The sequence below is a fragment of the Pseudonocardia sp. Ae150A_Ps1 genome, from assembly GCF_001932315.1.
Classification (GTDB): domain Bacteria; phylum Actinomycetota; class Actinomycetes; order Mycobacteriales; family Pseudonocardiaceae; genus Pseudonocardia.
This window is the reverse complement of record NZ_MCIJ01000001.1, coordinates 1,167,448-1,186,208: the sequence shown is the minus strand read 5'-3', so window position 1 is coordinate 1,186,208 and position 18,761 is coordinate 1,167,448. Positions and strand designations below refer to the sequence as shown.

At 75.1% G+C, this 18,761-nt stretch carries 17 protein-coding genes; 9 read left to right on the top strand and 8 right to left on the bottom strand.

Features of this window, described 5'->3' with window-relative positions:
• Nucleotides 1-14 precede the first annotated feature (14 nt).
• From Ae150APs1_RS05180 to Ae150APs1_RS05160, 5 genes are all read left to right on the top strand, one after another.
• Nucleotides 15-1,184 carry an ABC transporter substrate-binding protein gene (locus Ae150APs1_RS05180; protein ID WP_075296146.1) on the top strand — a complete coding sequence of 390 codons (1,170 nt, stop codon included), beginning with the start codon at nucleotides 15-17 and terminating at the stop codon, nucleotides 1,182-1,184.
• A complete protein-coding gene (locus Ae150APs1_RS05175; protein ID WP_075296144.1) occupies nucleotides 1,181-2,299 on the top strand; it encodes an iron ABC transporter permease in 1,119 nt (372 codons plus the stop codon). The genes Ae150APs1_RS05180 and Ae150APs1_RS05175 overlap by 4 nt, the downstream gene beginning before the upstream one ends.
• Nucleotides 2,296-3,126 (top strand): ABC transporter ATP-binding protein, encoded by an 831-nt coding sequence (locus Ae150APs1_RS05170; protein ID WP_075301697.1) that lies wholly within the window; start codon nucleotides 2,296-2,298, stop codon nucleotides 3,124-3,126. Before Ae150APs1_RS05175 ends, Ae150APs1_RS05170 begins: the two co-directional genes overlap by 4 nt.
• Nucleotides 3,127-3,416: 290 nt before the next feature.
• Complete coding sequence (locus Ae150APs1_RS05165; RefSeq protein ID WP_075296142.1) at nucleotides 3,417-4,244, top strand: uridine kinase; 828 nt, start codon at nucleotides 3,417-3,419, stop codon at nucleotides 4,242-4,244.
• On the top strand, nucleotides 4,241-5,038 hold the full coding sequence (locus tag Ae150APs1_RS05160; protein WP_010225150.1) for a molybdenum storage protein subunit alpha: 798 nt from the start codon (nucleotides 4,241-4,243) through the stop codon (nucleotides 5,036-5,038). Before Ae150APs1_RS05165 ends, Ae150APs1_RS05160 begins: the two co-directional genes overlap by 4 nt.
• Nucleotides 5,039-5,064: 26 nt before the next feature.
• Here the strand turns inward: Ae150APs1_RS05160 and Ae150APs1_RS05155 are convergent, their stop codons facing one another.
• On the bottom strand, nucleotides 5,065-5,766 hold the full coding sequence (locus Ae150APs1_RS05155; RefSeq protein WP_075296140.1) for a VTT domain-containing protein: 702 nt from the start codon (nucleotides 5,764-5,766) through the stop codon (nucleotides 5,065-5,067).
• Between the two features lie 147 nt (nucleotides 5,767-5,913).
• Here Ae150APs1_RS05155 and Ae150APs1_RS05150 point away from each other — a divergent pair, with 147 nt between their 5' ends.
• A complete protein-coding gene (locus Ae150APs1_RS05150) occupies nucleotides 5,914-6,309 on the top strand; it encodes a hypothetical protein (protein WP_075296138.1) in 396 nt (131 codons plus the stop codon).
• Here the strand turns inward: Ae150APs1_RS05150 and Ae150APs1_RS05145 are convergent.
• From Ae150APs1_RS05145 to Ae150APs1_RS05135, 3 genes are read right to left on the bottom strand one after another with little or no spacing between them, the layout of a single operon-like run.
• On the bottom strand, nucleotides 6,306-7,334 hold the full coding sequence (locus Ae150APs1_RS05145) for a DUF4185 domain-containing protein (RefSeq protein ID WP_075296136.1): 1,029 nt from the start codon (nucleotides 7,332-7,334) through the stop codon (nucleotides 6,306-6,308). The genes Ae150APs1_RS05150 and Ae150APs1_RS05145 overlap by 4 nt on opposite strands.
• A gap of 9 nt (nucleotides 7,335-7,343) precedes the next feature.
• Complete coding sequence (locus Ae150APs1_RS05140) at nucleotides 7,344-8,090, bottom strand: enoyl-CoA hydratase/isomerase family protein (RefSeq protein ID WP_075296134.1); 747 nt, start codon at nucleotides 8,088-8,090, stop codon at nucleotides 7,344-7,346.
• A 20-nt stretch (nucleotides 8,091-8,110) separates the two neighbouring features.
• Nucleotides 8,111-8,974, bottom strand: coding sequence for an alpha/beta hydrolase (locus Ae150APs1_RS05135; RefSeq protein ID WP_060575632.1), 864 nt, complete (start codon nucleotides 8,972-8,974; stop codon nucleotides 8,111-8,113).
• Between the two features lie 188 nt (nucleotides 8,975-9,162).
• On the opposite strand from Ae150APs1_RS05135, the gene Ae150APs1_RS05130 reads away from it, so the two are divergent.
• From Ae150APs1_RS05130 to Ae150APs1_RS05120, 3 genes are all read left to right on the top strand, one after another.
• Entirely contained in the window at nucleotides 9,163-10,407 is a 1,245-nt protein-coding gene (locus Ae150APs1_RS05130) for an MFS transporter (protein WP_170918044.1), read from the top strand.
• Nucleotides 10,408-10,758: 351 nt separating this feature from the next.
• Nucleotides 10,759-13,116 carry an FAD-dependent oxidoreductase gene (locus tag Ae150APs1_RS05125; RefSeq protein WP_083703809.1) on the top strand — a complete coding sequence of 786 codons (2,358 nt, stop codon included), beginning with the start codon at nucleotides 10,759-10,761 and terminating at the stop codon, nucleotides 13,114-13,116.
• Between the two features lie 36 nt (nucleotides 13,117-13,152).
• Nucleotides 13,153-13,698, top strand: coding sequence for a DUF4334 domain-containing protein (locus Ae150APs1_RS05120; RefSeq protein WP_010225138.1), 546 nt, complete (start codon nucleotides 13,153-13,155; stop codon nucleotides 13,696-13,698).
• Here Ae150APs1_RS05120 and Ae150APs1_RS30970 read toward each other — a convergent pair.
• From Ae150APs1_RS30970 to Ae150APs1_RS32620, 4 genes are all read right to left on the bottom strand, one after another.
• A complete protein-coding gene (locus Ae150APs1_RS30970) occupies nucleotides 13,680-15,884 on the bottom strand; it encodes a GMC family oxidoreductase N-terminal domain-containing protein (protein WP_139316807.1) in 2,205 nt (734 codons plus the stop codon). The two genes, Ae150APs1_RS05120 and Ae150APs1_RS30970, sit on opposite strands and share 19 nt — an antisense overlap.
• Entirely contained in the window at nucleotides 15,877-16,320 is a 444-nt protein-coding gene (locus tag Ae150APs1_RS05100) for a hypothetical protein (RefSeq protein WP_060575638.1), read from the bottom strand. Before Ae150APs1_RS05100 ends, Ae150APs1_RS30970 begins: the two co-directional genes overlap by 8 nt.
• A gap of 270 nt (nucleotides 16,321-16,590) precedes the next feature.
• Nucleotides 16,591-17,856, bottom strand: coding sequence for an HNH endonuclease signature motif containing protein (locus Ae150APs1_RS05095; protein WP_075296130.1), 1,266 nt, complete (start codon nucleotides 17,854-17,856; stop codon nucleotides 16,591-16,593).
• 118 nt (nucleotides 17,857-17,974) lie between these two features.
• Nucleotides 17,975-18,709 (bottom strand): hypothetical protein, encoded by a 735-nt coding sequence (locus Ae150APs1_RS32620; protein WP_075296128.1) that lies wholly within the window; start codon nucleotides 18,707-18,709, stop codon nucleotides 17,975-17,977.
• Between the last annotated feature and the right edge of the window lie 52 nt (nucleotides 18,710-18,761).

The window sequence follows — 18,761 nt, the reverse complement described above, 5'->3', positions numbered from 1 at the left end:
GTGAGACTGTTCAGGTGATTCGCCTTCGGTGGCTCGCCGCCGTGCTCGTCCCGCTCGCGCTGCTCGCCGGGTGCTCGGCGCCCGTCGCCGACCCGCCGCCGGCCGGGTGCGTCCCGGGGGCACCGGCCCCGACCGGCGACGTGCCGTTCGCGCACGCGTCCAACGTGGAGATCACGGGGGAGGACGGCTACCGCCTGCTGACGGTCCGGCAGCCCTACCCGGGCGGGCCGCTGCAGTCGGTCGTGCTGGTCGGGTGCGGCGAGCCGGACCCGGTGCTGCCGGCGGACCTGGCCGGGGCCCCGGTCGTGCGGACGCCGGTGCAGGGGATCTTCGCCGCCTCGACGACCCAGCTGCCGATGATCACTGAGCTGGGCCTGCTCGACCGGCTGACCGGCGTCGGGAGTCTGGCCGCCGTCAGCGACCCGCAGGTGCGGGCGCACGTCGAGTCGGGCGCGGCGGTGGAGTTCGCACCGGGCTCGACCGTCGACGGGGAACGGGTGGTCGCCGACGCCCCGCCGGTGGTGCTGTCCGGCGGCACCGACGATCCCGCGTTCCCGGCGCTGCGCGCGGCCGGCGTCCCGGTCGTCGGGTGGGGCGACTACCTGGAGTCCGGCCCGCTCGGCCAGGCCGAGTGGATCAAAGTGATGGGCGCGCTGACCGGGACCGACGCGCAGGCCGCAGCCGCCTTCGACGGGATCGCGCAGCGCTACACCGAGCTCGCCGGGCGGGTGCGCGGCGCCCCGCCGGTGCCGATCGTCGCGGGCCAGCCGTACCAGGGCAGCTGGAGCGTCCCGGGCGCCGGCTCGACCGCGGGCATGCTGTTCCGTGACGCGGGCGCGAGCTGGTCGGGTCTCGGCATCCGCTCCACCGGGACCAGCCCGCAGACCCTGGAGAGCGTGCTCGCCGCGGACGGTGGCGCCGGGATCTGGCTGGCCGACGGGCCGTGGGCCACCACCGCGGACATCGCGGGCACCGACCCGCGGCTCACCGCGGTCGCGGCCGCCGGGCCCGGTGGGCAGGTCTGGACCCGCGACGCGTTCCTCGGCCCGGCCGGCGGCAACCAGATCTACGAGCGCGGGGTGCTGCACCCCGACGAGATCCTCGGCGACCTCGTCGCGATCCTGCACCCCGGCCTGCTGCCCGGCCACGAGTTCGTCTACTACCGGCAGGTGCCCGCCGGATGACGGGCACGGAGCCGGGCGTGGCCCTGCGGGACCGGCCCGGCCGGTCGGCGGAGCGTTCCGGCGGGCGGGCACCGCTCGTCCTCGCCGCGCTCGGGGCGGGTGTGCTGGTGCTGTTCGCCCTCGCCGTCTCGACCGGTTCGGTGGTGATCCCACTCGGCCGGACGGTCACCGCGCTGCTCGGTGTGGGTGCCCCGGACACCCGGCTGGACCTGCTGGTCACCGACCTGCGGGTGCCGCGGGCGGTGACCGCCCTGCTGGCCGGGGCCGGGCTCGGCGCGGCCGGACTGCTCACCCAGACCCTGTTCCGCAACCCGCTCGCCGAGCCCTACGTGCTGGGCGTCAGCGCCGGGGCGGGCCTCGGCGTCGCCCTGGTGACGACGGCGGGCGCCGCGGGGACCGCCACGGTCTTCGCGACCGGCGGGCTGGGCGCGGTGCCCGTCGCGGGCGGGCGCCTGGCGACCGTGGCGGCTGCCGCCGCCGGGGCCGGTGTGGTGCTCGGCCTGGTGCTGCTGCTGTCCCGGTTCGCCCGCTCGGTCACGGCGCTGCTGGTGATCGGCGTGATGCTCGGATCGGTGGTCACCTCGGTGGTCGGCCTGCTGCTGGTCTGGACCGACCCGCGGACCGCGCAGCAGTTCCTGATGTGGGGCCTGGGGAGCGTCGACGGCGTCGCCCGGGGTGAGCTGCCGGTGCTCGCGGTGGTCGTCGCCGCCGGTCTCGTCGTGGTCGCCCTGCTCGCCAAACCGCTGGACGGCCTGCTGCTCGGCGACGACTACGCCCGCACCGCCGGCGTCGACGTCGCCCGGGTGCGGGTCGTCGTCCTGCTCGTCGCGGCGGTGCTGGCCGGGGCGGTCACGGCGTTCTGCGGGCCGATCGGGTTCGTCGGGATCGCCGTGCCGCACCTGGCCCGGGCCGCCGTCGGGACCTCCCGGCACCGGGTCCTGGTCCCCGCCACCGCGCTCACCGGTGCGCTGGTCGGGCTGGCCTGCGCCGTCGTCGCGCACCCGCCGGGCGCCGGGACGGTGATCCCGCTGAACGTGGTGACCTCGCTGGTCGGGGCGCCGGTGGTGATCGCGGTGCTGCTGCGGTCGCGGCGGCTCGGCGGTCGCGCGTGGTGACGGCGCCCGTCGCGGGGGAGGACGGGGCCGGGCTGCGGCTGTCCGGGCTGACCGCCGGGCACCGGGCGGACGGGGCCCTGCGCGGCCGCCGGGCCGTGCCGGTCCTGTCCGGGGTGTCGGCCGTCGCGGGGCGGGGGGAGCTCACGGTCCTGCTCGGCCCGAACGGTGCGGGAAAGTCCACGCTGCTGCGGACCCTCGCGGGGCTGCAGCCCGCGCTCGGCGGCACGGCGGCGCTCGACGGCGAGGACCTGGCGGGGCTGCGGGCGCCCGCCCGGGCGCGCCGGATCGGGGTCGTGCTCACCGAACGGCCGGATCCCGGCCTGCTGACCGGGCGCGACGTCGTCGAGCTGGGGCGGCTGCCGCACACCGGCTCGGCGGGCGTCCTCGGCCCGGCCGACGACGCTGCCGTCGACGCCGCGATCGACGCCGTCCGGGCCGGGGCGCTGGCCGGACGCTCGCTGGCCCGGCTGTCCGACGGCGAGCGCCAGCGGCTGATGATCGCCCGCGCGCTGGCCCAGGAACCGTCGCTGCTGCTGCTCGACGAGCCGAGCGCGTTCCTCGACGTCGCCGCCCGGGTCGCGCTGCTCGGCCTGCTGCGGCGGCTGGCCCGGGAACAGGGGCTCTGCGTGCTGCTGTCGACCCACGACCTGGAACTCGCGCTGCGGCTCGCCGACCGGGCCTGGCTGCTCGACGGCGCCGGGAGCGTCCGGACCGGGACGCCCGCCGAGCTCGCCGGCGCGGGTGCGATCGGCGCCGCGTTCGACACCGACGAGCTGGCCTTCGAACCGGCGACGGGCACCTTCCGGCTGCGCACCGGGACGGCGTGACCGTCTCCGCAGGTGCGGGCACCGCACGGGGCTTCCGTCCGGCGTCGCGGGGTCGCGGGCATCGGTGACCGACATCACCTGATCGGCGGTACGGCGGAGCGGATGCGGCGTACTCGCGCGGTTCCGGGCGCGGCCTCGGACCCGCGCTCCGATCCTCTCCGCAGCACCGTCGCACCGGGCGGGTGCGGAGGGCGGCGCGGGCCCGCGGGAGTCACTAGGTTCGGCTCCGACGCGACCGCCGCCGGCCCCGTGCCCGCGCGGTCCCCTGAACCCACCTCCGAGGAGACCCGATGTCCGATGCCGCGAGCGCGGCCGAGCTCGAGTCGCTGCTGCTGTCCCGGTCGCTGGACGACCCGGAACTCGCGGCGGCCACCGAGCGCACGCCCGACACCCCCGTCCTGCCCGACGTGTCGGTGGTCAAGGTCGGCGGCCAGAGCTTCGTCGACCGGGGCCGCGAGGCGGTGTTCCCGCTGGTCGAGGAGCTCCTGGAGGCCCGGTCCTCGCACCGGATGCTGATCGGCACCGGCGGCGGCACCCGGGCCCGGCACGCGTACGCGCTCGCCGCCGAGCTGGGCCTGCCCACCGGCGTGCTGAGCTCGTTCGGCAGCGCCGTCGCCGGGCAGAACGCCACGATGCTCGGCTACCTCATGGCCAAGCACGGGATCCCGGTCGTCTCCGGCGGCGGGTTCGAGGCGCTGCCGCTGTACCTGTCGGAGTCGCGCGCGGCGATCTTCGCCGGGATGCCGCCGTACGCGATGTGGCAGCCGCTGCCCGACGAGGGCGTCATCCCGCCCTACCGCACCGACGCCGGGTGCTATCTCGTCGCCGAGACCTACGGCTGCAAGAACATGATCTTCGTCAAGGACGAGGACGGCCTCTACACCGCCAACCCGAAGACCGACCCGAGTGCCACGCTGATCCCCGAGATCACGGTCGAGGAGCTGATCGAGCGGGACCTGCCCGACCTCGTGATCGAGCGCCCGGTGCTCGAGCTGATGACGCGGGCGAAGCGCGTCCGCAGTGTCCAGATCGTCAACGGGCTCAAGCCCGGCAACCTCACCCGCGCCCTCGCCGGCGAGCACGTCGGCACGATCATCACCGCCGGAGACGCCCGATGAGCACCACGTACACCAAGGACGTCGAGTCCGCACTGGCCCGCCAGACCCTGATGGACCGCGAGCAGGTCCGCCCGGTCGACCAGCAGCAGCCGGTCATCCGGATGCTGCCGACGCTGCGCGTCGTCGTGCTCGGCGGGCGGTCCGTCATCGACCGCGGCCGGGACGTGCTGCTGCCGCTGGTCGACGAGATCCGCGCGGCCCTCGACGGGGACCCGCTGCTGCTCGCCACGGGCGCCGGCATCCGCGCCCGGCACGCACTCGGCGTCGGCCTCGACCTCGGCCTGCCCACCGGCGCGCTCGCCGAGCTCGCCGGCCGCGAGGCCGAGCAGAACGGTCACCTGGTGGCGGCGCTGCTGGCCGACCGCGGCGTCGCCTACCTGGGCCACGACACCGTCGCGCACCAGCTGCCGGTGCACCTGGCCGCGTCGAACGCGGCCGTCACCAACGGCTTCCCGCCCTTCGGCGTGCACGAGTTCCCGGCCGCGACCGGGAAGATCCCGCCGCACCGCACCGACACCGGTGCGCTGCTGCTCGCCGACGCGTGGGGCGCGGCGTCGCTGACCTACGTCCGCGACGTCCCGGGCGTGCTCGACGGCGACGACGTCGTCGGGTCGGTGACGGCCGCCGAACTGCTCGCCGACCCCGCCCGCGGCCTGCCGGTCGACCGGGAGGCGCTGGTGACGCTGCAGCGGGCCAAGCACGTCCGGTCGTTCCAGGTGGTCGACGGGACCGTGCCGGGCACCCTGACCCGGGCGCTGGCCGGGGAGCACGTCGGGACCGTCGTCTCCGCCTGACGGAGCGGACCGGGGCGGACCGGGCCCTAGCCGGTGGGTGCCGCCGGGGCGGGCTCGTCCGCGGGTACCGCCACCGGGCCGTCCGCCGCGGGCCGCCGTCGCCGGGCGACGACCGCACCGATCGTCAGCACCACCAGCCCGGCGACGGCCAGCAGGAACGGCACGGAGCCGGGGTCGCCGCCGTGGGCCCCGATCGTCACGAACGCCACGGCCGACGGCAGCACCCCGACGACCGATCCCACCAGGTAGTCGCGCATCCGGATCGCGGTCAGGCCGCAGGCGTAGCTGAGGACCGGGAACGGGATGACGGGGAGCAGCCGCCCGCCCGCCACCGTCCAGAGCCCGCCGCGGCGCAGCCGCTCGTCGAGCCGGCGGATCCGGGCGTTGCCGAGCCCGGCGATCACCTCGCGCCCCAGCACCCGGGACACGACGAACCCGGCCAGTGACCCGGTGGCGACGGCGACCATCGTCGTGGCCAGCCCGACCGGCAGCCCGAACAGGACACCGGCCGCGATCCCCATCAGCGTCGCCGGGGCCGGGGCCGGGGCCGGGGCCGGGACCAGCGTGAACGCCGCGAACAGCAGGGTGAACAGCACCGGGGCCGCCCAGCCGGCGCCGAGCGTCACCGCACGGATGCCGTCCAGGGTCGGCAGGCCGGTCACGAGCAGCACGGCCGAGCCGGCCGCGACCAGCAGGACCAGCAGCGCCGGGCGCCACCATCGGGCCACCGTCGTCCACCTCCACACACGACTCACGGGGGATCTCACCCGGACCTACGACGCGCGTCGCGGCGCCGGTTCGGGCGTTCCCCCCGCGGTGGCGGTGAGCGGGTCACAGGCTGCGGTGTGCGGTGGCTCTGCCAGACTCGGCGCGCGATGATCCCGACTCAGCGCCGCGGCCGCCGGCGCACGCTGCTCAGCTGGTTCGCCGCCGTCTTCGTGGCGGTCTGGATCGGCGGCGTCGCCGTGCTGATCGCGTCGACCGGTGATCGGGGCGCCGACGACCCGGCGTCGCTGGTGGAGCGGGCCACCGCCGTGCTGCGGGCCGGCGACGGGGACGGCCTGCACGAGCTGCTGCTCGACGCCCCGGAGTCGTCGTTCTCCGAGGACTACGCCGCCCGGATCCGGGCCGCCGGGACGGCCGAGCTGACGAGCACCGGCCCGGACGGCGTCGAGATCCGGTCCGGGGCGGTACACACCACGCTGTCGGTCACCGAGAAGGGCGGGCGCTGGTACCTCAGCCTGCTGCCGCCCGGGAGCCCGGCGGACTAGGCACGCAGGCCCAGCAGGTCGCTCGCGTCGGCGCGGAACTGCATCGACCGGTACGGCCAGTTCGTCGCGGTGTTCCACTGGCTGACGACGAGGTGCAGGTCGTCGAGCGTCGAGCCGGGGACGACGTAGCCGCCGTACAGCTGGGCGACGCGGCCGGTGCCGTGGTCCTCGTCGTCCCAGCCGCAGCCCTGCAGCAGCGTGGTGCGCGGCGCCCGGTGCAGGTCGGCGTTCGGCCGGTCGAGCAACATCGCGTCGATCCGGTAGTTGCCGGCGTCGAAGAAGGTCAGCAGGAGGTGCTCGCGGCCGTCCGGGCCGGGGACCCGGCGCAGGTTCAGCTCGCCGAGGGCACCCGGGATCGTCAGGGTCGGCGGGTTCCCCCAGTCCCAGCGCTCGCCGGCGAACCCCCAGGGCTCCCAGGCGTCGGCGTCGGTGATCCGGTCGGCGGGCACCCGGTGCAGCAGCAGGCCGTCCCGGCGCTGGAAGCCGGTGGTGTAGGCGTAGACGTACCCGTCGTCGTCGAGGTACCAGGTCAGCTGCTGGAACAGGCCGTCGTGGTGGTTCCCGGGCCACGAGCAGCCGGTGCGCTCCCACGTCACGCCGTTGTCGGTGGAGGCGAGGATCTCGGTGTAGAGCACGTTGCCGAGGCCCTTGTTGGCCATGACGTGCAGGTACATCGTGTCGCCGACGGTGATCACGTCGGCGGGCAGGATCGTGGTGATCCGGCGCTGCAGGCGGAACCAGTTCGTCGCGGGCTTGGCGACGAGCCGGCAGGCGTAGTCGGCGGTGTCGCCGCCGGAACCCGTCCAGGTCAGCCCGGACCGGAAGCCGGACGGCTCGGCGAACAGCACGACCGGCGAGCGCCAGCCGGGGCCGCCGACCCCGGCCCGGTCGAACGTGTCGCCGAAGACGGCGACGAGGCGCCCGTCCGGTGCGGTCTCGACGATTCCCAGGTCGGTGCCGCCGATCCCGTAGGCGTCGGTGAGCCCGGGACCGGTCAGGTCCGCGATCTTCGTGGTGACGGCCATACCCCGAGCCTAAGGATTCCGGTAGGCCCGCAGCGCGTCGCGGGTCGCGGGCGCGGCGAACACGTCCGCGAACACGTCGACGCTGGCCGTCACCGAGTCGCCGATCCCGGTCTCCCGCCAGGTCTCGAACAGGCCCTTCTGCGCGGCGACGACCTCCCGGGTGGGGGCGGCGACGGTCGCGGCCAGCGCGGCGACGGCGTCGTCGAGCTCCGCGGGGGTGCCGACGAGCCGGTTGAGGAGACGGTCCGCGCCGAGCTCGTCGAGCCCGTAGAGGTCGCCGGTGAGGATCAGCTCCTGCGCGAGCGACGCGCCGAGATAGTGCGGCAGGAGCGCGGCGTCCACGACGGACGGGATGCCGAGCTTCACCTCGGGCAGCCCCACCCGGACGCCGGCGTGCGCGACCCGCAGGTCGCAGGCCAGCGCCAGCTCGAAGGCCGCGCCGATGCAGACGCCGTTGAGCCGCGCGATCGTCGGGACCGGGGCGGTGCGGACGGTCCGCAGGCAGTCCGCGAGCCGGGAGATGATCGCCCGGCCGTCACCCGGCTCTGCGCCGGTGAAGACGTCGAGGTGCATCCCCGCGCCGAAGGCCCGCTCCCCGGCACCGGTCAGCACCACCACGCGGATGTCCGGCCCGATGTCCCGCACCGCGGCGCCGATCGCGCCGACGTCCTCCAGGTGCAGGGCGTTCGCGTGGTCCGGACGGTCCAGCGTGATCGTGCGGACCGGTCCGTCGTCGTGTACCCGAGGCAGTCCCATGGGGCGATCGTCGCACCGGGTCACCGGGCGGCGACCACGGCGGCGGCGAACGTCGCCGGTGCCTCCACCGGGACGAAGTGCCCGGTGCCGTCGACCGGGACGACGGTGACGTCGGTGAAGAACTCGCCGACCCGGTCCGACCACTCCCGGGGGAACAGCGGATCGTGGTCGGGCCACAGGAAGGTGGTGGGGACGGTGATCCGCTCCTCCGGGGCGGGGGCGGTCTCGGCCAGCGACCGGGCGACCGCGCCGCCACCGGAGCGGTACCAGCCGATCGACGCGACGAACGCGCCCGGCGGGGAGTACACGCCGGTCAGGTGGTCGAGCCTGCCGTCGTCCGGTGTGTGGTCCGGCCCGGACCAGTGCGACCAGAAGTGCCGCAGGTACGCGCGGGTGGCGCGGGCGTCGCCGTCGACCAGCTCCTGCGCGAGATCCAGCTGGTGGAACGCCTGGTACCAGAACTCGCGCACCGCGTCCGGGTCCAGGATCCGCCGGCCGACGCCCGGCGCCGGCGGTGTGACGACGAGCGCGCGCAGCAGGTCGGGCCGGTCCGTCGCGAGCTGCTGGCCGACCCGGCTGCCGACGTCGTACCCGCCTGCGACGACGCCGGAGAGCCCGAGCTCGTCGAGCAGGGCGGCGACGCTCGCCGCCTGGCCCGCGGCACCGTAGGCGGCGACGGGGTCGCGGTCGTGCTTGTCCGACTCCCCGAAGCCGCGCAGGTCGGGGACGACGACGTCGTGGGTCCCGGCGAGCTCCGCCGCCACCGCCGCGTGGTCCGTGCGGTCGCCGGGCCAGCCGTGCAGCAGCAGGACGGGCGGCGCGCCGGGTGTGCCGTGGCGGTCGTAGGCGAGCCGGAAGCCGTCGACGGGGGTGGACAGTGGCATGCGGATCTCCTCTGGGCGTACGTCGCTGCGGCTCCCGACCCCATCACGACCGGTGCGTCACGGCGACCCGGTCGGGCTTTCGGAACGGAACGGACGTGGTTACGCTTCGTCGACTTGCCGGTAATTCGCTTGGGGGTGCCGTGACCAGCTCTCCGACCGCAGGGTCCACGGAACGTCACCGGCTACCGGTGCGCACGCTGGTCGCGGCGTCGATCGGCAACGCCGTCGAGTGGTACGACTGGACGATCTACGCGACGTTCTCGATCTACTTCGCGCCCCAGATCTTCCCGCCGGACGATGCGGCGCTCGCCCTCATCTCGACGCTGGCCACCTATGCGCTGGCGTTCTTCTTCCGGCCGCTCGGCGGGCTGCTCCTCGGCCGCTTCGCCGATCTCCGGGGCCGCCGCACGGCGATGCTGGTGACCATCCTGCTGATGGCGGGCGGTTCCGTCGTGATCGGCCTGCTGCCGACGTACGAGATGGTCGGCTGGCTCGCCCCGGTCCTGTTGCTGCTGGCCAGGATCGCGCAGGGGATGTCGCTCGGCGGGGAGGTGTCGAACGCGTCGGCGTACCTGGCGGAGATCGCGCCGGCGGACCGACGGGGGCGCTACTCGTCGTTCTTCTACATCTCCACCGGCACCGCGGTGCTCATCGCCTCGCTGATGGGCTTCGGGCTGTCGGCCGCGCTCACCGAGGACCAGCTGGCGTCGTGGGGCTGGCGGATCCCGTTCATCATCGGCGGCGTGCTCGGCCTGATCGGCATGTGGATGCGGCGTCAGATGGCCGAGACCGAGCAGTTCGAGCAGAACAAGGAGACCGCGGCCCGGATCCGGAACCCGCTCATGCTGACGCTGCGCGAGCACCCGAGGGCGGTCGCACAGCTCGTCGGCTTCACCGTGCTGAACACGCTCTGCTACTACACGTTCTTCTCCGCGCTCACGCCGTTCGCGACGAAGTCCCGCGGCGCGGACGCGACGGAGGTCTTCCTCGCCCTGTCGATCGCGACGGCGATCTTCGTACTGCTGCAGTACCCCATGGGTGCCGCCGCCGACCGGTACGGGCGCAGACCGCAGCTGCTGATCTGGTCCGCGGCGACGGCGATCCTCGTCGTGCCGCTGTCGTTCCTCATCGGACCCGGCTTCTGGAACATGCTCGCGGTCTTCGTCGTGGGCCTCGGGCTCTACACGATGATGACCTCGATCGCCCCGGCGATCATGAGCGAGCTGTTCCCGACGTCGGTCCGCGGTCTGGGCATCGGTGCCTGGTGCAACCTGACCGTCGCCGTGTTCGGCGGGACCGCGCCGCTCGTCGTGCAGTCGTTGCAGGCGGCCGGCCTGGCGATCCTGTTCTTCGTCTACGTCGCCGTCGGTGCGGTCATCGCGTTCGTCGCGGTCCTGACGCTGCCGGAGACCAAGGGGTCGGTGCTGCGCTGAGCGGGCCTCCCTGCGGCCGGGCGGTCACTCGCCCGGGCGGCGGGGGAGGGGTTCCGTGGAATCGCTTCCTCAGGCAGCGATTCCACGACAGCGGAGCGCCTGCCCGCATCGTCGCGTCGATCTCATGGATCCGCTGGTCGACGCGCTATTGACAGCGGACTCCCGCGCCCTGCACGGTGTTGCGGTAAGCACCTCGACGTTGCGCATCATGCAACACACGCGGTCGGATCGATGGTGGCCGCCGGCTCATCCCGTGTGTAGGCACCCCACTCCCGTGGGGCGTCGACCCCTGCGCAACGACGGATTCGTCGCTCCGCCCCCGGGCGGACGGGTTCGCCGCTGGAGTCCCGCATGGTGTCCACCTCCCCACGCATCGTCATCATCGGAGCCGGCGTCGTCGGCTGCGCCCTCGCCGATCAGCTGACCCGGCGCGGGCATCGCGCCGTGACCGTCCTCGACCGGGGGTCGCTCTACGGCGCGGCCGGTGCCACCGCGCACGATCCGGGGCTCGTCCTGCAGGTCTCGTCGAGCCGGGCGACGAGCCGGCTCGCGTCCGCGACACTGCGGGCGTACGCGGGGCTGCGCGAGGACGGCCTGCCGCTCCTGACCCGGTCCGGGAGCCTGGAGGTCGCGACCACCCCCGACCGTCTCGACGAGCTCCGCCGGCGGCACGGCTGGGCCGCGGCCGCCGGGATCGACAGCCGCATCCTCGAACCGGGGGAGTCCGCGACCGTGCACCCCCTGCTGGACGCCGACCGCGTCGTCGGCGGGCTGCACGTCCGCGGCGACGGCACGGTCGATCCCGTCGCCGTCGCCCGGGTGCAGGCCGGCGCTGCCGCCGCGCGGGGCGCCGTCCTCCTGGAGCACCGGACCGTCACCCGGGTCGAACGCGCGGGAGGCCGGGTCACCGCCGTCCACTGCGGCGACGAGCGTCATCCGGCCGACGTCGTGGTGTGCTGCGCCGGCGCGTGGAGCCCGGCGGTCGGCGCGCTCGCGGGCGTCGGGATCCCGCTGACCCCGGTCGTGCGGCAGTACGCCACGACCGACGCCCTCGGTCCGCTGGAGACGATCCACGCGCTGGAGGCGGCGTCGGGCCGGGCCGATCCCGCCCTGCCCGTGCTGGGGAGCGCCGGCGTGCGCGTCCGTGCCCACAGGCACCGCATCGGGATCGGTGCCGCGCCCGCGCGGCAACGGGGCGTCGAGCCCGGTCCGACCTCCCCGGCGGGGCTGCGGTTCACCCCGGACGACTTCGACGACGCCTGGGACGCGGCCGCGGACCTGCTGCCGCTCCTCGGCGACTCCAAGGTCGCGGAGGGGACCGACGTCGTCGTCGCCGGTACCCCGGACGGCCGGCCGCTGGTCGGTGAGCACCCCGACCTGGCCGGGTTCTGGACGGCCGCCGCCGTGCGCACCGCACACTCGGCCGGGCTCGCGGAGGCGCTCGCCGAGTGGATCACCACCGGCCGTCCGTCGCTCGGCGGTCAGCCGATCGACCTCTCCGGCCTGCACGTCGGCCGGTTCGACCCCGACGCGACCGGGACCGGGCCGTTCCGGTCCCGGCACGTCGAGCTGCGTGCGGTGTCCGGCGCGGACGGCACCGACCGGCGTCCACTGTGGTTCGGCGCCAACGGTGCGCTGCCCGAGGTCTGCGAGGTCCCGCGGCGGGAGGGCCGGGCGGCGCGGGACTGGTCGCCGGTCGCGGGGGCGGAGGCGCTCGTCGTCCGCCGTGCCGCGGGCATGGTCGACCTCTCCGCCGAGCGCCGGGTCGAGGTGACCGGCCCGCACGCGGCGGAGTTCCTGCAGCGGCTGGTCTGCAGCGACGTCGACGGGCCGGCCGGGCACGTCGTCGAGACCCTGATGCTGGACGCCGACGGCGGGGTGCTCGCCGCCCCGACCGTCGCGCGGCTCGGGCCGCAGCGGTTCCTCGTCGTCCTCGCCGAGCGCCGCGACGTCGCGGCACTGCGCCGTTACGCCCGGACCGGCGTCGAGATCACCGACGTCAGCACGACGACCGCCTGCCTGGGGCTGTGGGGCCCGGCGGTCGGCGAGGTCCTGCGCGGGCTGTCCCCGGACGACGTCGTGCGCTCGGAGCCGCTCCGGGTCGTCCGGTTCGTCGTCGGGGGCGTCCCGGTGACGGGGCTGCGGATCTCCCGGATCGGCGAGGACGGCTGGGAGCTCGTCTGCGCCGCCGCCGACGCCGAGCGGCTGTGGGACACCGTGCACGCCGCGGGGGCGCGGTACGGACTGGTCCCCGTCGGGCGGCTTGCGTTCGACGCGCTGCGCATCGAGGCGGGCGACCCGACGCGGGGCTCCGAGCTCTCCGCCGAGCACGGCCCGGACGCCGTCGGTCTCGGGGCGCTCGTCGACCCGGGCAAGGGGCCGTTCGTCGGACGCGCCGCCGTGCACGCGCTGCGCGCCGCCGGCGGTCCGGCCGAGACACTCGTGACGCTCGTCGTGGACCGGCCCGGGGTCGTGCTGTGCGGGCAGGAGCCGGTGTACGACCTCCCCGAGTCCCGCCGGTACTCCCGTGACCCGGTGCCGATGGACCCGCCGCCCGACCTGCGCCGCGGCCCGGTGATCGGTCGGGTGACCGTCGCCGCCACCGGTCACTTCACGGGGACCTCGATCGCCCGCGCCTGGGTCCCGGCGGAGCGCGCCGTCCCGGGGACGCGGGTGGAGATCGAGCTGTCCGGGCACCGGCAGCGGTAACGTCCATCGAAACGTCCCCGTTTCGATGGAGAGGCCATGACCACGACCGCCCCCGCCGACACCCTCCGCTACCTCGAGCACGGCGCCACGATCGACGAGGCGCTGGCCTTCTTCGACGGGCTGCCCGCGGTCACCGTCGGCGACCTGCTGGGGGAGTGGGCGGGTGGCGAGGTCCCCACCGGCAACCCGATGGACGGCCTGCTGGAGCGCTTCGGCTGGCACGGGAAGCGGTTCGACGGCCCCGACGACGTCCACCCGCTGGTCATGGACCACCCCCGCGGCGGCCGGTTCAGCCTGAACCCCGCCCTGGTGCCGCTGCCGACACTCCTGCGGTACCCCGCCGCGCTGCGCAACGCGGCCGTCGCCCGGATCGCCGCGCAGGCGGGTCCCGCGCTGGCCACCCGGGCGCCGAAGGCGCGGCTGCGGATGACCGAGTACCGCGGGGTCCTCAGCGCCACCATGTGTTACGACGACCTGCCGATCCACGACGTCTTCCGCCGCGTCGACGACGACACCGTCCTCGGTCTCATGGACATGCGCGGCCTGGACCGGCCGTTCGTGTTCTACCTGCGCCGGGAGTGACCAGCCGGTTCCCCGCGGACCGGCGGCGGGAGGTGCTCGCCGCGGCCCGGCGGCTCGTCGCCGAGCGGGGGTTCGAGGAGACGACCGTCGAGGCGATCGCCGCCGCGACCCGCACCAGCAAGGCGACGCTGTACCGGCAGTGGGGCGACAAGGCGTCGCTGGTGGTGGACGCGGTCTCGGCGGGCAGCGGGATCGCGATCGGCACGATCGACACCGGGACGCTCCCCGGTGACCTGCACGCGGTCGCGGACATGCTGGCCGAGCGGGCGTCGGTGAACGTGCCGCTCGTGCTCGGCATCGCCCGGGCCGGGCAGGACGACCCGGCCCTGCTCGGTGCGCTCTCGGCCCGGCTGCTGCCCGAGGTCGCGGCACTGCGCGCGGTCGTCGTCCGTGCGGTCGGGCGTGGGGAGCTGGTCGCGGAGCCGCCGGCCGCGCGGTGGCTGCAGCACCTGTTCGCCGGGGCGGTGCTCACGCCGTCGCTGACGGGTGGGCCGGGCCGGGTGCCCGGTGCCGCCGACCTGCGGGACTACGTCGACGCCGTCGTCCTGCCCGCGCTCGGGGTGCGCTGATCGCTCAGATCGCGTCGCCCGCCAGGATCCCGTCCATGCACCGTCCACGACGTGCAGGCCGGGGTGACCCTCGACCCGCCCGCGGTCGTCGGTCACCTTCCCGAGCACCGCACCGCCGAGCGGGTGCCAGGTGATCGGGTCGAGGGTCCCCAGGTCGACGACCCCGCCGGGTGCGTCCGCAGCGCGCGCGGCGAGTCCGGACAGGCCGTCCGGCAGCCGTCCGGCCACGTCGGACACCAGCTGTCCCAGTCCGGCGCCCGCCGGGTTGTCCGGCGCGATCAGCTGCCGGGTGAGGTCGCGGACGGTGCGCTGGGCGTCGGCGTCGCCGTCGGGTGCCCAGTGCAGGGGCGCGTCGCCGGTCGCGGCGTCGAACCGGAACTCGCCGACCGGATCGCAGGCACCGAACCCCGGCAGCGACATGACGCGGGCGTCGAACGGCAGCGGTGCCGGCCCGAACGTCAGCGTCACGGCCTCGGCGCGGTCGTCCGTGGCGGGCCGGATCCCGGCGGCCATCGGCCCGGCCTGCGGCCCGCCCGCCGGGTCGGGGACACCGGCGCGCAGCTGGATCCGGTCGCCGTTGTTGCCCCAGTACCGCCCGGCGTCGGGCGTGAGGTCGGGCAGGGTGCCCGTCTCGCGGGCCCGCACCAGCAGCCGGGACGTCCCGGTCGAACCGGCACCCAGGAACACCGCCCGGCTGGTGACGGCGATGCGTTCCCGGACGACGCCGTCGGTGTCGATCCGCTCGACGTCGATCCGGTACCGGCCGCCGGCCAGTGCGTGGATGTCGACGACCCGGTTCAGGGGTGCGACCTCGACCAGGCCGGACGCCTCGGCGTCGCGCAGGTAGTTCTTGTCCGACGACCGCCGCGCCCCGGAGTTGACGCCGGAGAAGTACTCGCCGACCGACATGGACGGCGTGGCGCGGCCGGCGAGCTCGTCACGGACCACGTCCCAGTCGGTCGCGTTCGGCAGCAGCTCGGCCCGGTGACCCGCGCGCCGGGCCTGTTCGAGGAACAGCCGGGTCCCGACGTGCGCGGGATGCGCGAGGACGTCGTCGGGGATCGGGGAGACCCCGACCCGCCGGGCGGCGCGCGGGTAGTGGTCGGCGGCGAGCTCGTCGTGGTCGATGCCGGGGATCGCGGCGGAGAACACCGCGGCCTCCGGCTTGATCCAGACACCGGCGTAGACCAGCGTCGAGCCGCCCACGCCCGCTCCGCACAGGACACTCATCCCACGCCCGCCGACCTTCTCGAACAGGCCGGTGTAGGGCCGGTAGAGCGTCGGCGGCTGGCCGGGGAAGACCGGTGCGGGTGTGAGCCACGACGACCGCCGGTCCGGGCGGAGGAAGGTCGGGAAGGTGTCGGTGGCCGGGGTCGGCCAGCGGCGGCCGCGCTCGAGCACCAGCGTCGGGACGCCGGCCTCGGCGAGCCGGGCGGCCGCGATCGACCCGCCGAGCCCGCTGCCGATCACGACGGCCCGGGCCTCGATCTCGGTGACGTCGCGGCGGAGCAGCTGCGGGGCGGCCGCCGTCGCCGTGCCCGTGGCGCCGAGCGCGGCGGCGCCGAGCAGGGCGCCGGTGAGGAACCCGCGCCGGCTCGTCGGCCGCACGTCAGCCACCGATCCGGATGTCGGCGACGATCTCGCGGACGAGTCCGTCCTGGAAGCGGAACGTCTCGTGCACCCGCGCCGTCGTCAGTCCCACCGGCCCGGCGCCCACGTCCAGGGTGAACCCGGCCTCGACCACGCCGTCGTCGCGGACCCGGTAGGTCTCGTCGGAGATCCCACGGATCACCCGGTACTGCGGGCCGTACTGCAGGTCGGCCCGCAGCTGGTCGCCGGAGAACCCGGTCGGGAGCCCGGCCTCGACCCGGGTGGCGTCGGGATGGAACGGCACCCCGGACGGGTCGTGGCTCGCCAGGGCCGCGACGTAGGCGCGGGCGCCGTCCGTCCGGCACGCGTCGTTGCAGCCGGGTCCGGCCTGCGCGACACCCGCCACTGTCCCGAGCAGGAGCAGGGACAGGATCGCGAGAACCGCGGCACGGTGTCGTCGCACGGGGCCTCCGGTGCATCGTCGGGGGAGCGGAGGGTGTCCGGTCGACCGGACCCGAGCGGAGGTTATCCGACAAGTGTCGGAGAGCGTCGACCAGGGCGTCGTCTCGGAGCGCGTTGCGGGCTCGGCGTGCTGTCCTCGCCGATCCGCCTGGGGCGACGACGAGCCGACGAGCCGACGAGCCGACGGACCGACGGACCGACGGACCGACGGACCGACGAGCCGACGGACCGACGAGCCGACGGACCGACGCACCGGCCGGGAGGGATCCGGTCATCCGGGTGCGAGGTAGGTGTGTCCGGTCGGGGTGGTGGTGCGGACCGTTCCGTCGGGGCCGCGGGCGACGCGCCAGCCGGCTTGTTCGCGGACGTGGTTGTGGAACTCGCACACCCCGCGTCCGTTGTCGAGGTCGGTCGCTCCCCCGTCGGCATCTCGGTGGATGTGGTCGATGTGGCGGACCGGGGCGTCGCAGTAGGGCTCGGTGCACCGGTTCCCCGCCCGTGCCCGGACCAGCCGGGCGAGCAGGCCGGTGAAGGTGCGCTGGCGGGAGTCCCCGCCGATCACGACTCCGTCGGAGGTGATCAGGCGGCGCAGGGTCTTCTTCCCTTCGCTCGTGGCGAGGAGGTCGACCGGGACGGGGCCGTGGCCGGGGATCTCCGCCGGGAGTGGTGAGTCAGGGTCCAGCAGCGCCTCGATCGGGACGACGACCTGGACCTCGACGCCCACATCGGTCGCCATCGCCTGTCCGGTGACCCGCTCGACGAGCGCGTCGGCCATGACCTGACCACGGGTCCGGGTCAGCGGTGCCGGGTCCACCGACACCTCGGTGAACGCCTTGTTCAGAGCGGCCAGGCACGCCACACCCTGCTCGACCGGCAGATACGCGGTCAGATACGTCATCGCGTCCGGTGCCGGACGCAGGGTCACGCGCCGCTCTGCTCGGGCGGACTCGGCGCGGGCGAGGAACTTCTCCGGCGCCACCTCGGCGGCGAACTTGCGTGCGAGGTCCTGCAACCGCCGGATCCCCAGCCGGGTCAGATCGTGCGCGGCCAGGCGCAGGTCCACTGCGGCGCGTTCGGCGCGGTCCAGATCCGAGCAGGCAGTCACCACCGCCGCCGCCTTCAGTGCCGAGAGCTCCCCGGCGGCGAACAGCCCACGGACGTGATCGAGACCATCGTGCAGATCCCGGGCCGTACTCACCCGACGGCGGGCCTCGGTCGGCGAGACCCGGCAGGCCAACCCGACCTGGGCCACCACCCCACGTTGCAGCCGATCCGGATCGGTCTGTCCAGCGGTGATGCCGTTCTCCACATGGAGCCGGGCGAACGCCCGCACCCGAGTGGCCTGGAGCGCCGCGAGGGAGTGCTGCACCGACTCCAGCTGCTGGATCTGGTCGATCAACTCCGCCTCGGAGGCACCGGACAGGTCGTCGTGCGCGGCCTGTTCCACCGCCAGCTGCACCAGCGCCAGATCGATCTGAGGGAACCCCGGATCCCCGGCAGGGAGGCCGGTGCGTGGGGGTTCCTGGACCGCGGCCATAGGGCCGAGTGTACTCGACCATATGTTCGAATCGCTAGTAACCGTTCGCACCCGCACGGCCGCTGAGCAGCGAGGAGCCGGCAGGGCAGCGAGGAGGTCGGCAGGACAGGCGGACACATCAGGTCGCGGTGCCGGCCGCGGCTGTGCCGCCGACGAACCGCCCCGAGCCCCCTGCCGGCGCCACGGACCCGAAGGCGTGGCCGGACGGGGTGGCCGGTCGGAGTGGCCGGTCGGAGTGACCACAGTGGGCTGGGCCCGCCGGCCGAGGCCCGCGGATGACGCTGGGACCCCGCTGCTGGCCCCGCGTGGACCCCGGGGCCACATGCCACCCACGACGCCAGTCGCCCGCAAACTCCCGGATCTCCCCGAGCTCCCCGAGGACGGCGTCGACCCGCTCCTGCTCCTCCCCGTCGAGCACGACGCCGGCGAGCTCCTCCCGGTACTCCGCGACCGCCGCGCTCTCGCCGAGCGCCACCCGCAGTCCGACGAGGTGCGCGAGCAGGAGCGCCCGCTCCACGGCCGACGCCGACCCGCGGTGCCGGCGCAGGGCCGAGCGCAGGCTCCGGTAGGCGGCCCGGTCGTCGTTCTTGAAGTCGCGCAGGACCCGGGCGTTGTCGAGGGCCCTCGCGGGCCCGGCCGGCTCCGGGGAGCCGCCGTGGTCGAGGGTGCCCGGCTCCTCCCGCGCCACGACGATGATCGTGTTGCCGGACGGGTCGACGAGCGAGAACCGCGTGGCCCCGGGCCGGAGCCGGGTGATCCGCGGGCGCCCGCGCCCCAGCACGCGGCCGTGGGTCGCGCGCATCGCCGCGACGTAGCCGGAGTGGTAGGGCGCGACCTCGTCGACGGAGACCACCGCCCGCCGCTCGACTCGTCGGCCGGGTCGAGGCCCGCCGGCGCCTTCCCGA

What these genes read in the sequence shown, in the direction of transcription:
- Ae150APs1_RS05120 (WP_010225138.1), top strand. Translation starts at nt 13,153, where the DNA reads ATGACCACGACCGCCCCCGCCGACACCCTCCGCTACCTCGAGCACGGC.
- Ae150APs1_RS05140 (WP_075296134.1), bottom strand. Translation starts at nt 8,090, where the DNA reads ATGGGACTGCCTCGGGTACACGACGACGGACCGGTCCGCACGATCACG.
- Ae150APs1_RS05095 (WP_075296130.1), bottom strand. Translation starts at nt 17,856, where the DNA reads ATGGCCGCGGTCCAGGAACCCCCACGCACCGGCCTCCCTGCCGGGGAT.
- Ae150APs1_RS05145 (WP_075296136.1), bottom strand. Translation starts at nt 7,334, where the DNA reads ATGGCCGTCACCACGAAGATCGCGGACCTGACCGGTCCCGGGCTCACC.
- Ae150APs1_RS05165 (WP_075296142.1), top strand. Translation starts at nt 3,417, where the DNA reads ATGTCCGATGCCGCGAGCGCGGCCGAGCTCGAGTCGCTGCTGCTGTCC.
- Ae150APs1_RS05175 (WP_075296144.1), top strand. Translation starts at nt 1,181, where the DNA reads ATGACGGGCACGGAGCCGGGCGTGGCCCTGCGGGACCGGCCCGGCCGG.
- Ae150APs1_RS05125 (WP_083703809.1), top strand. Translation starts at nt 10,759, where the DNA reads ATGGTGTCCACCTCCCCACGCATCGTCATCATCGGAGCCGGCGTCGTC.
- Ae150APs1_RS05135 (WP_060575632.1), bottom strand. Translation starts at nt 8,974, where the DNA reads ATGCCACTGTCCACCCCCGTCGACGGCTTCCGGCTCGCCTACGACCGC.
- Ae150APs1_RS05160 (WP_010225150.1), top strand. Translation starts at nt 4,241, where the DNA reads ATGAGCACCACGTACACCAAGGACGTCGAGTCCGCACTGGCCCGCCAG.
- Ae150APs1_RS05150 (WP_075296138.1), top strand. Translation starts at nt 5,914, where the DNA reads ATGATCCCGACTCAGCGCCGCGGCCGCCGGCGCACGCTGCTCAGCTGG.